The sequence below is a fragment of the Actinobacillus capsulatus DSM 19761 genome (assembly GCF_000374285.1).
GTDB classification, from domain to species: Bacteria; Pseudomonadota; Gammaproteobacteria; order Enterobacterales; family Pasteurellaceae; genus Actinobacillus; species Actinobacillus capsulatus.
The window spans coordinates 57,714-73,061 of the sequence record NZ_KB893942.1 but is presented as its reverse complement, the minus strand read 5'-3'; the positions used below and the strand labels follow the sequence as shown (position 1 = coordinate 73,061).

At 39.5% G+C, this 15,348-nt stretch carries 14 protein-coding genes; 6 read left to right on the top strand and 8 right to left on the bottom strand.

What is annotated here, in order from left to right:
- Window positions 1-116 precede the first annotated feature (116 nt).
- From oxyR to tyrS, 6 genes are all read left to right on the top strand, one after another.
- Window positions 117-1,010: a DNA-binding transcriptional regulator OxyR gene (gene oxyR / locus C228_RS0109470; RefSeq protein ID WP_018652384.1), complete on the top strand. Its 894-nt coding sequence runs from the start codon at window positions 117-119 to the stop codon at window positions 1,008-1,010.
- On the top strand, window positions 1,003-1,635 hold the full coding sequence (gene fabR / locus C228_RS0109465; RefSeq protein ID WP_015674437.1) for an HTH-type transcriptional repressor FabR: 633 nt from the start codon (window positions 1,003-1,005) through the stop codon (window positions 1,633-1,635). Before oxyR ends, fabR begins: the two co-directional genes overlap by 8 nt.
- On the top strand, window positions 1,635-2,150 hold the full coding sequence (locus C228_RS0109460; RefSeq protein WP_018652383.1) for a protein disulfide oxidoreductase: 516 nt from the start codon (window positions 1,635-1,637) through the stop codon (window positions 2,148-2,150). Before fabR ends, C228_RS0109460 begins: the two co-directional genes overlap by 1 nt.
- Window positions 2,151-2,215: 65 nt before the next feature.
- Complete coding sequence (gene rnr, locus C228_RS0109455) at window positions 2,216-4,579, top strand: ribonuclease R (RefSeq protein ID WP_018652382.1); 2,364 nt, start codon at window positions 2,216-2,218, stop codon at window positions 4,577-4,579.
- 115 nt (window positions 4,580-4,694) lie between these two features.
- A complete protein-coding gene (locus tag C228_RS0109450) occupies window positions 4,695-5,156 on the top strand; it encodes a hypothetical protein (RefSeq protein WP_018652381.1) in 462 nt (153 codons plus the stop codon).
- A gap of 345 nt (window positions 5,157-5,501) precedes the next feature.
- On the top strand, window positions 5,502-6,692 hold the full coding sequence (gene tyrS, locus C228_RS0109445; RefSeq protein ID WP_018652380.1) for a tyrosine--tRNA ligase: 1,191 nt from the start codon (window positions 5,502-5,504) through the stop codon (window positions 6,690-6,692).
- 136 nt (window positions 6,693-6,828) lie between these two features.
- On the opposite strand, the gene C228_RS0109440 is transcribed toward tyrS, so the two are convergent.
- The 8 genes from C228_RS0109440 to C228_RS0109405 form a co-directional block, all read right to left on the bottom strand.
- Complete coding sequence (locus tag C228_RS0109440) at window positions 6,829-7,314, bottom strand: hypothetical protein (RefSeq protein WP_018652379.1); 486 nt, start codon at window positions 7,312-7,314, stop codon at window positions 6,829-6,831.
- A gap of 227 nt (window positions 7,315-7,541) precedes the next feature.
- Entirely contained in the window at window positions 7,542-8,585 is a 1,044-nt protein-coding gene (fbpC, locus tag C228_RS0109435; protein ID WP_018652378.1) for a ferric ABC transporter ATP-binding protein, read from the bottom strand.
- Between the two features lie 50 nt (window positions 8,586-8,635).
- Window positions 8,636-10,702: an ABC transporter permease gene (locus tag C228_RS0109430; protein WP_018652377.1), complete on the bottom strand. Its 2,067-nt coding sequence runs from the start codon at window positions 10,700-10,702 to the stop codon at window positions 8,636-8,638.
- Window positions 10,703-10,805: 103 nt separating this feature from the next.
- The gene (locus C228_RS0109425; RefSeq protein WP_018652376.1) at window positions 10,806-11,846 is read right to left on the bottom strand and encodes an ABC transporter substrate-binding protein; all 1,041 of its coding nucleotides are present in this window, start codon (window positions 11,844-11,846) and stop codon (window positions 10,806-10,808) included.
- Window positions 11,847-12,102: 256 nt separating this feature from the next.
- On the bottom strand, window positions 12,103-12,618 hold the full coding sequence (locus C228_RS0109420) for a hypothetical protein (protein WP_018652375.1): 516 nt from the start codon (window positions 12,616-12,618) through the stop codon (window positions 12,103-12,105).
- 65 nt (window positions 12,619-12,683) lie between these two features.
- Window positions 12,684-13,889, bottom strand: coding sequence for a mannose-6-phosphate isomerase, class I (manA, locus tag C228_RS0109415; protein WP_018652374.1), 1,206 nt, complete (start codon window positions 13,887-13,889; stop codon window positions 12,684-12,686).
- Complete coding sequence (locus C228_RS0109410; protein ID WP_018652373.1) at window positions 13,886-14,344, bottom strand: DUF986 family protein; 459 nt, start codon at window positions 14,342-14,344, stop codon at window positions 13,886-13,888. Before C228_RS0109410 ends, manA begins: the two co-directional genes overlap by 4 nt.
- A gap of 167 nt (window positions 14,345-14,511) precedes the next feature.
- Complete coding sequence (locus C228_RS0109405) at window positions 14,512-15,348, bottom strand: PTS mannose transporter subunit IID (RefSeq protein ID WP_018652372.1); 837 nt, start codon at window positions 15,346-15,348, stop codon at window positions 14,512-14,514.

The window sequence follows — 15,348 nt, the reverse complement described above, 5'->3', positions numbered from 1 at the left end:
CTCCTGTTTTACATAATGTTTTCAAAAACTGTACGCATTCTACACCTAAATATGCCATAATTCAGCCTATTTGATTAATAGGAAAAATGGTCATTCTTCGCTAACTGGGAGTTCCTGTGAATATTAGAGATTTAGAATATTTAATTGCCTTAGCAGATTATAAACACTTCCGCCGTGCGGCTGATGCCTGTAATGTGAGCCAGCCGACATTAAGCGGTCAAATTCGCAAATTAGAAGACGAATTAGGTACAGTTTTACTTGAGCGTACCAGTCGTAAAGTCTTATTTACGCAAGCAGGTTTAACCTTAGTTGAGCAAGCTAAAGCCGTATTACGTGAAGTAAAAGTGCTAAAAGAGATGGCGAGTAACCAAGGTAAAGAAATGTCCGGCCCACTTCATGTCGGCATTATCCCAACGCTCGGCCCGTATCTTTTACCATTTGTATTGCCAGCGTTAAAATCGGCGTTTCCCGAACTAGAACTTTATATTTACGAGCTACAAACTTCACAATTGGTAGATCAACTTGAGTCCGGTCAACTAGACTGCGGTATCTTAGCGTTTGTAAAAGAAAGCGAACCGTTTATTGAAGTACCTATTTTTAACGAACAAATGTTATTAGCCGTATCACAACAACATGAATGGGCGAGTCAAAAAAGCTTAGATATTAGCGCGCTAAAAGACAAAGAATTGCTGTTCTTAGATGACGGTCACTGCTTACGTACCCAAACTTTAGATTACTGTTTATCGGTCGGCGCAAAAGAAAGTACGCACTTTAAAGCGACCAATCTAGAAACATTACGTAATATGGTGGCGGCAAATGCCGGTATTTCACTGATTCCGGAATTAGCGGCTAAATCTTGTGAAGGCTTAAAATACCTCGCCTTTAACGCTCCGAAACCATATCGTTCTGTGGGACTAATTTATCGCCCAGGCTCACCATTACGCCTTCGCTATGAACGTCTTGCAAAAGAAGTTGCTAATATTATGAAGCAAGAGAACATCAATGAGTAACATCGGTATTCGCGCACAGCAAAAAGAAAAAACCCGTCGAGCATTAGTCGATGCAGCATTTAACCAATTAAGCGCAGAGAAAAGTTTTTCTAATCTCAGTTTACGAGAAGTCGCAAGAGAAGCCGGTATTGCACCGACTTCGTTCTATCGCCATTTTAAAGATATGGACGAATTAGGCTTAGCTATGGTGGACGAATCGGGTTTATTGCTTCGTCAGCTCATGCGCCAAGCTCGTAAACGTATTGAAAACGGCGGCAGCGTGGTTGCGGTTTCAACCGAAACGTTCTTTGAATTTATTACAGACCGACCAAACGTTTTCCGTTTGTTACTCCGTGAAAGTTCCGGTACATCACAGGCATTCCGTACGGCAGCATCAAGAGAAATTCAGCATTTTATTGCGGAATTGACCGACTATATTATGAGTAAAGATGTCAACAGTAGCCGTGAAATTGCGCATATCCAGGCGGAAGGGCTGATGACGATTGTGTTTACTGCCGGCGCTTATGCGCTTGATATGAACACGCAAGAGCGTGAAAAACTGAAAAAACGAGTGATTATGCAGCTCAGAATGCTTACTCGTGGTGCGGCTTCTTACACTTATAGCCATACAAAGGATCACCAATAATGCAAAACAAAAACGCTATGCTTTTCCGTTTCGGTAAAAATTTGCTCGTTTACGGGCTAATGTTTATCGCGCTAAGTATTGCAGTTGATTGGTATCGCAAATCCAGCGAGCCGAATACGTTTGCTCAACAAATTTTCTACGATTTGCAGCAACAGCCGAAAGTAATTGCACAATTAAGCCATCAAAAACCGATGTTGCTCTACTTTTGGGGCAGTTGGTGTAACTACTGTAAATTCACTTCACCTGTGGTTCAACAATTGATGGGCGATAACGTAGCAGTGCTAAGTGTTGCACTCAAATCCGGCAGTCCGCAACAGGTTGTAGATTATCTTAACCAAGAAAATTACCACTTCCCTGTCATCAATGATCCTGATGGCGAAATATCAAAAAGCTGGAACATCCAAGCCACACCAACGATTTTAATCATTAAAGACGGTAAGGTCGTACAGCACACAACAGGGCTGACAAGCTATTGGGGGCTTAAAGCCCGTTTATGGCTGAGTAGCCTAACTTAAAATTCAAGCGGTCTGATTTGTCAATTTTTCTGCAAATCAGACCGCTTTAGCATATAGAGAACATTATGATAGTCGATCCAAATTACCAACAAGAACTTGAGAAATACGAGAATCCCGTGCCGAGTCGGGAGTTTATTTTAAATACTATTCGAGAATTTGATGCGCCGATGAGCCGTGAAGAGCTGCTCGAAGCTTTTCATATTCATGACGAAGAGCGTATCGAAGGGGTTCGTCGCCGCTTACGTGCGATGGAAAATGACGGGCAATTAATTTTTACCAAACGTAAACGTTATGCCCTGCCGGAAAAAATGGACTTGGTTAAAGGTACGGTTGTCGGTCACCGTGACGGCTACGGCTTCCTACAAGTAGAAAGCGGAGAAAAAGGTGATGACTGGTTTATCCCGAATAACCAAATGACCCGTGTAATGCACGGTGATTTTGTACTTGCTCAGCCAAACGGAACCGATCGCCGAGGTCGTCGTGAAGTGCGCATTGTCCGTGTTTTAGAAGCACGTAAAAAACAAATTGTCGGTCGTTTCTTCCTTGAAAGCGGTATCGGTTTTGTCGTGCCGGACGACAGCCGTTTCACTCAAGATATTTTAATTCCTGACGATCAGCGTATGGGCGCAAGAATGGGGAAAGTGGTTGTAGTGGAACTGCAAGAACGTAAGGCTAGCTTCAATCGTCCAGTGGGTTTTATTACTGAAATCTTAGGCGATAACCTCGCACCAGGCATGGAAATCGAAATCGCATTGCGTAATCACGATATTCCGCACGTTTGGCCGGAAGGCGTAGAAAAACAGATTCGCCAATTTAATGAAGAAGTACCGGAAGAAGCCAAATTCGGACGGGTTGATTTACGTGATTTACCTTTAGTTACGATTGACGGAGAAAGCGCACGAGATTTTGACGATGCCATTTTTGCCAAAAAAGAAGCTGACGGTTGGCGTTTATGGGTAGCGATTGCCGATGTAAGCTATTACGTCCGCCCAAAAACTGCGCTTGATTTAGAAGCGGCAAATCGTGGTAACTCGGTTTACTTCCCGAATCGAGTCATTCCGATGCTACCAGAGATTTTATCAAACGGTTTATGTTCATTGAATCCACAAGTTGACCGCTTATGTTTAGTAGCGGAAATGAGCGTATCCAAAAAAGGCGAACTGACCGGCTATAAATTTTATGAAGCGGTAATGAACTCACACGCCCGTTTAACTTATACCAAAGTTTGGAAAATGTTAGAAGGCGATGAAGCATTACGTGAGCGTTATGCGCCACTTGTGCCGCATTTGGAAACCTTGAACGAAATGTTCCAAGTACTGGTAAAAGCTCGTCAAAACCGTGGCGCAATCGAATTTGAAACGGTGGAAAACCAATTTATTTTCAATCCGCAAGGCAGAATTGAACGAATCGAACCGCTGATTCGTAACGATGCACATAAAATTATCGAAGAATGTATGATTTTAGCGAATATCGCTTCAGCCCGTTTTGTCGAAAAAGTAAATGAGCCGGCACTATTCCGTATTCACGATAAACCAAGCGAAGAGAAACTGACGAGTTTTAAATCCTTTATTAAAGAATGTGGACTAACGTGGAATGTAGGTTTGGATCCCGAACCAAAAGACTATGCCGAGCTGATTGAACAGCTTGCTGATCGTCCGGATCGTGAGTTAATTCAAACCATGTTGCTCCGTTCACTTAAACAGGCTGTGTATGCGGCGGATAATGTGGGGCATTTTGGTTTAGCGTTAACCGAGTATGCGCACTTTACTTCGCCGATTCGTCGTTATCCGGATTTACTGTTACACCGTGCAATTAAGTATTTGATTGAAAAAGAAAAAGGTAATACTCGCAATTATACGGACGGTGGTGGCTACCACTATAAATTGGACGACATCGACCAATTCGGCGACAAATGCTCGGCAACTGAACGCCGTGCGGACGAAGCAACCCGTGAAGTGGCAGATTGGCTGAAATGTGAGTTTATGCAAGATCATCTCGGTGAAACCTTCGAAGGGGTGATTTCAAGCGTGACCGGTTTCGGGTTATTCGTCAAAATCAATGAGTTATTGATTGACGGCTTAGTGCATATTTCAACATTGGATAATGATTACTATCATTATGATGCGGGCAGACAACGTTTAGTTGGCGGTAGCGGTATTATTTATCGCTTAGGTGATCCGGTTAAAGTGAAAGTAATCAATGTGAGTTTAGATGATAAGAAAATCGATTTTGCATTAATTAATAATCTCCGTAAAGGCATTGCTGTGGGCAAAACAGCGAAGCAGAAAGCGAAGAAAAATGCAGGCGACAAACCGGTTTTCAAAGAACCTAAAACCATCAAAGTGACAAAAGCGAAACCAAAAAAGGAAAAAGCTGCTCGTAAAACCGCAAAAAAAGCTAAGAAATCAGCAGCTAAACATAAGAAATAACGAATAAGCGGTCAATTTTGCAAAATTTTTTACAAATTCCACCGCTTGTCAGCGCTAAAATTTGAACTATCATAGCCTAGCCGAAACTAGGCTATTTTTATCGGAACTTATTTACATGAAAAAACTTAAACTTATTTTTTTAATTTCAACACTGACAACTTTATTTGCTTGCTCCCCTTCGCCAACTAAAAAAGCGAGAACAGGTTATTTAAAGGATAATATTAGTCAAATCGAATTAGCAAATCGAGCTAACTATAAGCGCTATCATTATCTTTGCAGCAATTTTGAAACCGGCACAAGTTCTTACTTATCCAGCTACTTTCCGCTTTCAAGAGAAAGTCGTATGAAAGATAACTTTGGTTTCTACTTCCAATTGGACGGCGGAAAAATTGAGCCGTTTGATCATATTGAAAATAAAACGCTCAATGCACGAGGCTCTCGTTTTGAAGTGACTTATCGCTCATACAATCCGATTCAAGGCAGCTATGTTGAGTTAATCGCTCGTGAGCAAAGTTCTGCTTATTATCGCAATATCAATGGTGTTCGAGTGCCTTGGCTAAATTGTCGAGAAAGCTAAACATCAGTAAAAGTTTCATTACGCAAATACTTGTAACTTTTGGATCCATGTTAGTTTGTTTTTAGCTTGAATCAACATTTAAAAAATTCTATTATCACCAAAGTTAAATGATAAAGATTCTCATTTGTAAGAATTTGTAAAGCCTCTTGCTTAACTATTTGAGAATTATTATCATTAACTCACTTCAAAAATAATAGGTAATCACTCCAACTCTTACGCCTCATTCCCCCACAAAATGAGGCGTTTTTTTTTGCCTACCGTTGATTAAGCCTTATCAATCACAACGTATCTCGTTATAATAGATTTTATTTTCATATTTAAAACAAGATATAAGGAATCAAGCAAATGGCTCAATCTATTGAAGCAACATTAGCCGAACTGAAACGCGGTGTTGAAAATATTTATTCTGAAGAAGATTTAATTGAAAAGTTAAAAGAAAATCGTCCGTTACGCGTTAAATTAGGCGCAGACCCAACAGCACCCGATATTCACTTAGGTCATACCGTTGTTTTAAATAAACTCCGCCAATTCCAACAGCTTGGTCATGAAGTGATTTTCTTAATTGGTGATTTTACCGGTATGGTAGGCGACCCTTCAGGTAAAAACTCAACTCGCCCACCGTTAACGCGCGAAGACGTATTACGTAATGCGGAAACTTACAAACAACAATTATTCAAGATCTTAGATCCGAATAAAACTCGTGTGGTATTCAACTCTGAATGGTTAGGTGAATTAGGTACGGAAGGTATGATTCGCCTTGCATCAAATTACACAGTTGCACGTATGCTTGAGCGTGACGATTTCAAAAAACGTTTTGCCAATAACCAATCTATCGCAATTCACGAATTTATTTACCCGTTACTACAAGGCCACGACTCAGTCGCTTTAGAAGCGGACATTGAGTTAGGTGGTACCGACCAAACCTTTAACTTATTAGTCGGTCGTGAATTACAAAAATCAGCAGGTCAAAAACCGCAGGTTGCAATGACATTACCACTACTTGTCGGCCTAGACGGTGAGAAAAAAATGTCCAAATCACTTGGCAACTACATTGGTGTGACAGACGCACCAAGCGATATGTTTGGTAAAGTGATGTCGATTTCGGACGAATTAATGTGGGATTGGTATAATCTACTTTCATTCCGCCCATTAGATGAAATCGCACAATTAAAAGCGGATGTTGCAGCAGGTAAAAACCCACGCGATGTGAAAGTTTTATTAGCGAAAGAGTTAATTGCACGCTTCCACGATCAAGTAGCAGCAAATGCAGCAGAACAAGAATTCATCAATCGCTTCCAAAAAGGCGCAATTCCAGATGAAATGCTAGAATTTACTTTTGAAGGTGAAATCGGTTTAGCAACCTTGTTAAAAGAAGCCGGTTTAGTCGCATCAACTTCAGAAGCTATCCGTTCTGCACAACAAGGTGGCGTAAAAATTGATGGCGAAAAAGTAGAAAACGTTCGCCAAAACGCACAACAAGGTACTTTTGTTTACCAAGTCGGTAAACGTAAATTTGCCCGTGTAACAGTTAAATAAATCCGTTCAAAATAAAAAAGGAAGCTTAAAGCTTCCTTTTTTATTACATATTCCTAATTAAATGGGGTAAATAAGTTATTAAACGATGCTCGCTTTATGAAAGCTATCAATAATATTAAAAAATATGATTTTTATATTAAGTAGCACAAACGTAAACCACATTATCATTAATGAAAATAATATTGAGCCTATCGCCTTTCTCCTCAATAAATTTAAAAGCTGTTTCTAAATCGTAACTAAAAGCCGTTTCTTGAGTAATACTATCCAATTGAACATAACTTAACTCACGAAAAAATAAACTTTCTTTCAGATTTTTAGCAATTTTAAGCATATAGTATTCAAATTCGTCTGGAAGTAGCATATCTCGCTCATAAACGAGAAACTTACTATTTAAGTTATATTCCTCTTTTATCCTCACGTACCGTATTAATTGTGGCTGGCACTCAAGTAGCTGATAGAAATTCTCTAATCCGTACTTTTGTAAGTAAATCTCACTATTTAGAATATCAGCTAAAATTAACCAATCTTCATACGTCTGTTTGGTACGGAATAGCCATTTGTTAAAGCGATTTGTGTTATTCTTTATCAACTTGAGTGCAAACAATATAATTTGTTTAAGCATAGCGCCCTCTTATGAATGAAAATTGTATTCGACCATAACTTACATTTATCAGAACGACATTATGTAAAGAAAACATAGCCTTATGCAATATTTATTCAAAAATTTACAAACAAAGCGTTACATTATGTAATATATAAATACTATAAATAGGTATGCAAACATAAAAATAAGCGGTCATTTTGCAAAAAATTTAGCAAAAATGACCGCTTACTACTTTCTATGGTTTATTATTTTTTAAGTAAAAAAATACCTTGCTCGGTGAAATGGATAAATGCTTCTCTTAATTCGGGATCAAATTGATCCGGATTTGCATTAATTAAGACGTCTTTATCACTCCAATTCGCCACGATTTCCCAGTGATTCCCCATATAAACCGCACTCTTGATTTGGCAACGTTGGCTAGCTTCACCCGTGGCAGTAAGCTGGATAGCTTCTGGACGCACGCCGACCAAACATTCGCCGTCTGTAATACCGAAATCAGCGGCATTATGAAGCGGGAAACGATAAGCTCCGATTGTTACGGTACCTTGATTTAAGTTACCGTCAAAAATGGTTGATTCACCCATAAAGTTGGCAAGGAATAAAGAATTTGGACGTAAATAAAGATCTTTTGCCGGTGCTTTTTGCATAATTTTGCCTTTATTCATCACGATCACTTCATCGGACACGGCAAACGCTTCGGTTTGATCATGCGTTACATACAGTGAGGTAATGCCTAAACGCTGTTGTAATTCACGAATTTTTTCACGCATGGAACGGCGTAAGTTCGCATCTAAGTTACTTAACGGTTCATCGAATAGTAACACCTTCGGTTTTAACACTAAGGCACGGGCTAATGCAACACGTTGTTGCTGACCACCGGAAATTTGATCAACAAAACGATCTTCAAAGCCAGCTAAATCTACTAACTCTAAGGCTTCTTTAACCCGTTGCTTACGTTCTTCATTACTCACGCCTTGCATACGTAAACCATAACCGACATTATCGCCAATCGACATATGTGGGAATAGTGCGTATGACTGGAACACGATACAAATATCTCGGTTTTGAATCGAAGATTTAGTTACATCTTCGCCATCAATAAAAATTTGACCGCTTGTCGGGTTCTCAAGCCCTGCCACTAAGCGTAATACGGTGGTTTTACCGCAGCCGGAAGGGCCTAATAAGGTTACCATCGTGCCACGCTTAATCACTAAATCTAAATTATCAATTACCGTTGCTTTACCAAAAGATTTGGTAATATTTTTCAGTACTAAGAAATCATTATTCATAATATTTTGCCTTTTATATACGGGCAGCACATATACCGCCCGTGGACGAATTAATCTGCTTTTTTCGCTTTTGATTTTGCGATACGAGTGTCTCCGACAATCCAGTCGAAGAATAAAATAATCGCCATCATCACAACAATTAAGATTGAACCGTATGCGATAGCCACCCCGTATTCGCCGTCTTCAACACGATTTAAAATATAAGCGGTTGCGACACGGGTATCTGCAGTTACGAGGAAAACAATCGCACTCACGGTTGTCATCGCACGTACGAAACTGGTAACTAATGCGGATAACAATGCCGGTTTGAGTAGCGGGAAGACGATAAACCAAATGGTTTTTAGTGAACTGCCTTTCAATGATAATGAGGCTTCATCCAACGATTTATCCAACTGACCAAGTCCGGCAATCGCCGCACGCATACCGATCGGCAAATCTCGCATCACCATTGAAATAATAATGATGATACCGGTGCCGGTAATATACACTGGCGCATCATTAAAGGCGAGAATGTAAGACACACCGGCAACCGTACCCGGTACGGCAAAGCACAGCATAGTTAAGAACTCAAGAGTTTTCTTACCTTGGAAATCTTTACGCACCACAATATAGGCGATGAGTAAGCCGAATAACGCTGTTAACGGTGCGGCAATACCGGCGTAGATCATGGTATTGATTAAAGACGGCCACGCCCCGTCACTTAAACCTTGTCCGAATAACATTGCATAGTTATTTAGCGTTAAGGTGTAATCTACCCCCCAGTTTACCGTGAAACTGCCGTAGAAAATACTGCCGTATAATGCAAAGTTAAACACGACCCAGAAACCTAACATCGCAATAATCGTGGCTTTCAAACCGCTTGGTAAATCTTGCACATCGCCACGATAAGATTTACCTGAAACAGTGACATAAGAACGGTTACCAATCCACATATATTGAATGATAAAGATCAGCAATGAGAAAATCAGCAACATCGAGCCTAATGTACTTGCTGAAGCATAATCTAATTGTGAGCCGGCAATATAGAAATAAATTTGGGTGGCGATTACGTCAAAGCTACCGCCTAAAACCAACGGATTACTGAAATCGGCGAGCGATTGGATAAACACGATTAAAAACGAATTTGCTAATGCCGGACGTAATAACGGGAAAATAATGTTATAGAACGTTTGATAACGATTGGCTCGTAACGTATAAGATGCTTCTTCAATCGAAGGGTGAATGGATTTCAACGCACCGTCTAAAATCATAAATGAAATCGGTGCAAAAGCGAGAATCTGTGCGATCGCAATCCCGTTAAAACCATACAGCCAGTTATGATCTTTAAAGCCGAAGTAAGTATCTAAAAATTCGGTTACGTAACCTGAACGACCAAGCATTAAGGTCACGCCAAGCCCCACCACAAATGGCGGAGTCACAATCGGTAGGATTGAGAAAATTTTCCCGATAAAGGCGGTACGGCGAGCGATACGAGTAGTATAAAGCGCAAAGGCTAAACCGAAAACGGTTGAAACAATGCCAACAAAGCCAGAAAGAAACAAAGAGTTACCGATGACTCGAACGATATAACCCTGCCCTAAGATTCTGACGACTTGTTCCGGTGCGAACGTTTCACCGTCATAAAACATCGAAATAAAAATCGCAACAGTCGGATAAACGATAAAGAAGAAAATCAGCAAGATAATACTGAGTAATGCCGCAATAATAAATTTATCGCCTTGCATCATTTTTAACTTAGCGAAGGCAAAAGTGGCAAGTGCGGTTAGGCTCGCAATCAGCACCATCACTGAATAGCCCATGCTGACTTGGTAAATCGTTGCCGAAATAAATGCAAACAGCAAAATAAAGCTCACCAATGCCAGTTCTAGTTTTGCCTGTGTTTCGTTTGACAGTTTAAAGAAAGGAAGTAACCAAAAACCTACTAAAGGTAAAAACCACAGAATAGTTAGATTAACTGAAGACCAACCCATCGCATCTAAAAATTCATCAGCGGTACTTTCCAATAAGCCGTAATTAAGCGCCTTAGAAGGTAGAACCATAAATGCAACAAGTGAGAGCAGAACCCAAAAGTGGCTAGATTCAAACAGCGATCTTTTATTTGTAATAGAAGAATCCATATAGCCTCACAACAACTAATAAAAAATATCGAAAAACAAGCGGTCGTTTTTCGTAGATTTATTTGCAAAATTTTTACGAAAAACGACCGCTTATAAAAGGCGATTATTTCGCTAATTTCACTTCATCAACCCATTTATTGATTAAGCGTTTACGTTCATCACTTGCACCGTATTTTTCAAAATTGTAATCAATCAATTTCAGTTTGGTGAGATCAAACGCAAGTGGCGATTGCTCAGCCGTGGTATTGGTTAGCGTTTGTAACGCTTGGCCTTTTTTCCATGCGGTTTCCTGACCTTCTTTTGAAAGAGCGAAATCTACAAATAATTTAGCGTTATCTAAGTTTCTTGCACCTTTTAAGATACTTACGCCGCCTAACTCGTAGCCGGTACCTTCACACGGCACAACCATTTCAAGTGGCGCACCCTGCTCTTTTTCTAACGCATAGTCATGTAAGAAACCGATACCGACTGTGGTTTCGCCACGAGCGGCATTACGTGCTGGTGTGATACCGGATTTGGTATATTGAGAAATATTCGGATGAAGATGTTTAAAGTAATCGAACGCTTTATCTTCGCCCCAAAGTTGAGCGAAAGTTGCGATAGCGGTATAGGCTGTGCCTGAACTTTGCGGATCGGCGATTTGAATTTCACCTTTTAATTTCGGATCAGTTAAATCATTCCAGCATTGCGGAATCTTCTCAATGCCTAATTTTTTCAAACGTTCGGTATTTACCGCAAAACCTAAAATACCGATATACACCGCAGAACTTAGGTTTCCTTTTACTTTCGCCGGATCTTGGAATTTCGGCATAATTTGGTCGATATTCGGCGAACGATATGCTTCTAATAAACCTAATTCACCCGCTTGCGATTGCGGATCTAAAGTCCCGCCGTACCAAACATCCGCTTGCGGATTATTTTTTTCCGCTTCAATTTTCGCAAATGTACTGCCGGAACCATTACGAATAAAAGAGGTTTTTACATCATATTTTTCTTCAAATGTTTTTGCCGCATTCTCGCACATCACATTAGTTGCGCTACAGTAAATCACTAAACGCCCTTTTGCTTGAGCTGCCAAACTAAACATTAAGCCTGCACCAAGTAATGCGGTTGAAATCGCTAAAGAAAGTTTTCCAAATTTCATAATCAAAACCTTATTTGAGTGTAAACCAACAAAACATCACGAACTGTGCTTATCACATTCGCTTTTCAATATTAATTTACAATAAATAAGCAAAAAATACCGTGAAGCAGCTCACAAAACATAAGATTTGATTGAAATTTAAAAACATCCTCTTCTTCCATCAAACATAGAAGTAAAATAAAAAAATAAGCGGTCGGATTTCACTGATTTTTTACAAAATTTTAGTGAAATCCGACCGCTTTTTTATCTAAAAAAATTATTTAGCTACAATAATTTTTGCGCCGTTTGAGAAGACAATTTGGCGAGCATCAAATTGTGCATTGAGTTTCGCTTGAGGATCTTGGAACACAGCTTGCGCTTCAGCCGGTAATTCTGCCACCGGCACAGAGAACACTAATTCAGCTGTTGTTCTACGTTTTAAATTATCTTTAAACGTGACCGGCGTATCCTGTGTCAGAATAATTTTACCATCATGGATATAATTTACCGCCCATTGCACAATACGAATATTACGCTTTGTTTTATTCTCAATACTATATTTGAAACTGAGCATTGGTTGACCTTGCGGATCTTGTGCCAGCTCATAACCAAAGAAACGTAACGAAACGCTATCATTAAAACGCTTTTGATTTGCCTCTTTGGCTGAGAGCGGTGCATTTTTGGTCACGGTTTTATGCTCGACTGTCGGTTGAATTTGATTACCTTGCGCATAAGTATTCACTGCTAAAAGCATAGACATTGCCATACTTGTAAGTAATGTTGAGTATTTCATAATTTACCTCAATAGCTAGGGCTAAAAACCTTTAGCCATATAAATTAAAATATATATTGTCAAATTTACGGCAAGGTTGCAATCACTGCATAGCCGTCTGTTTCCGCAATAATATCCACTTGGCTTTCCGCTGCGATAAAAATTGACTCGCCTTGCTGTAGATGAATCGCCTCTTTGCCTAAATCAATGTATAAGCTACCTTTCATAACTAACAGAATACTTGCGCAATCTGCGGTAAAGTTTTCTTCATCAAAAGGTTTAAATTCAAGATGCTGTAAGGCAAAATCTTTGGCTTCCGGTGTTGGGTAAAGGTGAATAAAGCCATCGGTTTCCCGATAAGCTGGAATAATTTTAGGTGTAACCGGACGATAGTCAATCGAATGCAGTAAAGCGGGAATATCAATGTGTTTAGGTGTTAATCCACCCCGAATAACGTTATCCGAATTTGCCATTAATTCAATATTTTGTCCGCGCAAATAAGCGTGCGGTAAGCCCGCACCTTGATATAAGCCTTCACCTTTTTTGAGATAAACAATATTAAAGAAATAAAAACAAATAATACCACCGTCTAAACTGTGTAATGGTGAATTCATCGCATCAGAAATGTAGCATATCCAATAATCCGGATTATCCGGTTTCAGTTTTCCGGCTTGGTATTCTTCAAATTTTTCTTCAATAATCGGTAACAACCACTCGGCAATTTGTTGCTTGTCCGCCTGCATAATATCGGCATAAACCAAAGGTAACCCCTTTTCATCTAAAGCTTTGGCAATCGGTTTAAGTGAATCATGCTGTTCTAAACTCGCTTTAATATCAGCGATCGGTTTGAAGCCATGTAATCCCCAAAAGTCAGAAAGTGCGATCATCATTTCCGGTTTATGGTTGCGATCTTTATAAACACGTTGAGGAGCGGTAAGAGGAATACCTTGCTGATTTTCTAAGGCAAAACCATGTTCAGCTTCGGCTTTAGTAGGATGAATTTGAATAGAAAGCGGTTGTTTTATATCTAAAATTTTCAATAAATAAGGAAGATTATCACCAAATTGGCTTCGGCTTTTCTCACCTAATAATTCAGGAGCGACTTGAATAACTTGATCCAAGGGGAGCCATTTTTGTTCAAATAAAATATCCGAGGGCGCCGAGGGATGGGTTCCTAACCAATATTCCGCATACGGTTTTTGTTCGGGCGCATCCAACTTCAAAAAATGAGGGATAAAAGTTGAACCGCCCCAATCATAATGTTGAAATTTGCCTTTTAATTTAAAAATCATTTTTTGTATCCTCCAAAGAAGTTTACAACTTTCTCTATATCTTCAGGCGTTTGAATACGTACTAGTAAACGTCGTCCGCTCTTTAAATCAATCACAATAATTTGTGATTGAGCTAAGTTAATTTGATGAATATTAGCATACTCAAAAAAGACATTGGCAAAAAAGAACCCTTGTTCTTTTAATAACAAACGTGGCGAACGTAAAAAAGTGACATAAACACAAAGTATAATTGAAAACGCCAATAAATAAATGGTTAACGATTCGATTCCATTTTGTACTCCATAAACCATCGTAAGCGTAATCAAACCAATTAAGATCCACGCATCTCCTTTTACTTGGCGTTGTAATTGTACGGTCAATTTCGTTTCACCTTTCAGTTTAGGCATAATCACTTGATCGTAAATTGCAAAAGCAAGCACTGCTGCGATACCAATAAAAAGAATAATGTTTGTCATTGAAATTTACCACTAAGTAATACGGTGTTCGCAAAAAAAACAAGCGGTCAAAATTTATTGAATTTTTGTAAAAAATCCGCAAATTTTACCGCTTGTAAAATAAAACCACGGAAACACAAATTATATCTATATGATTAGAGTAAATCGGTTTCCGTGGAAAAGCAATATTAAGCTAATGCACCTGTTGCTGCACCTAAGATACCGATAACAAAGAAGCCTACGATAATCCAAAGTGCATTTACACGGTTACGTAGTAACCACATACAAGCAAATGTTAATAATAATGGTAATAAACCCGGCATTAAACTATCAAGAATTTGTTGTACGGTAGTGGTTTGTTCCGTACCGTCTTGCATTTGAATCGTAGAAACTACAAGTGGTACATTGATGCTTGTCCATTTCTGAACTAATGCCCCCATGATAAATAAACCAAGGATTGATGCGCCTTCAGTTAATTTTTGTAACAAGCCGCCACTCATATCTTGTACTACGTCTAAACCTTTTTTATAACCGTAAGTTACACCGTAGTAACGGGTCGCTAAACGAACAAGGTTAAATAATACGAAGAATAAAATCGGACCAAGGATTGAACCGTTTAATGCGATACCCGCACCAAGCGCTGCAAATACCGGACGTACAGTACCCCAGAAGATTGGGTCACCCACACCGGCAAGCGGTCCCATTAAACCAACTTTAATACCGTTGATTGCCGCATTGTCGATCTCTTTACCGTTTGCACGCTCTTCTTCCATCGCAATCGTCACACCTAATACCGGTGCAGCAACGAATGGTTGAGTATTGAAGAATTCTAAGTGACGTTTAATCGCATCTTTACGTTCTTGTGAGTTTTGATCCGGATATAAACGTTTGATAACCGGTACCATTGAGTAAGCAAAACCTAAGCCTTGCATACGTTCAAAGTTCCATGAACCTTGGAATAAGTTTGAACGACGAACAACCGCATTCAAATCACTTTTTGTTACTTTTTTGATTTCAGTAGTCAT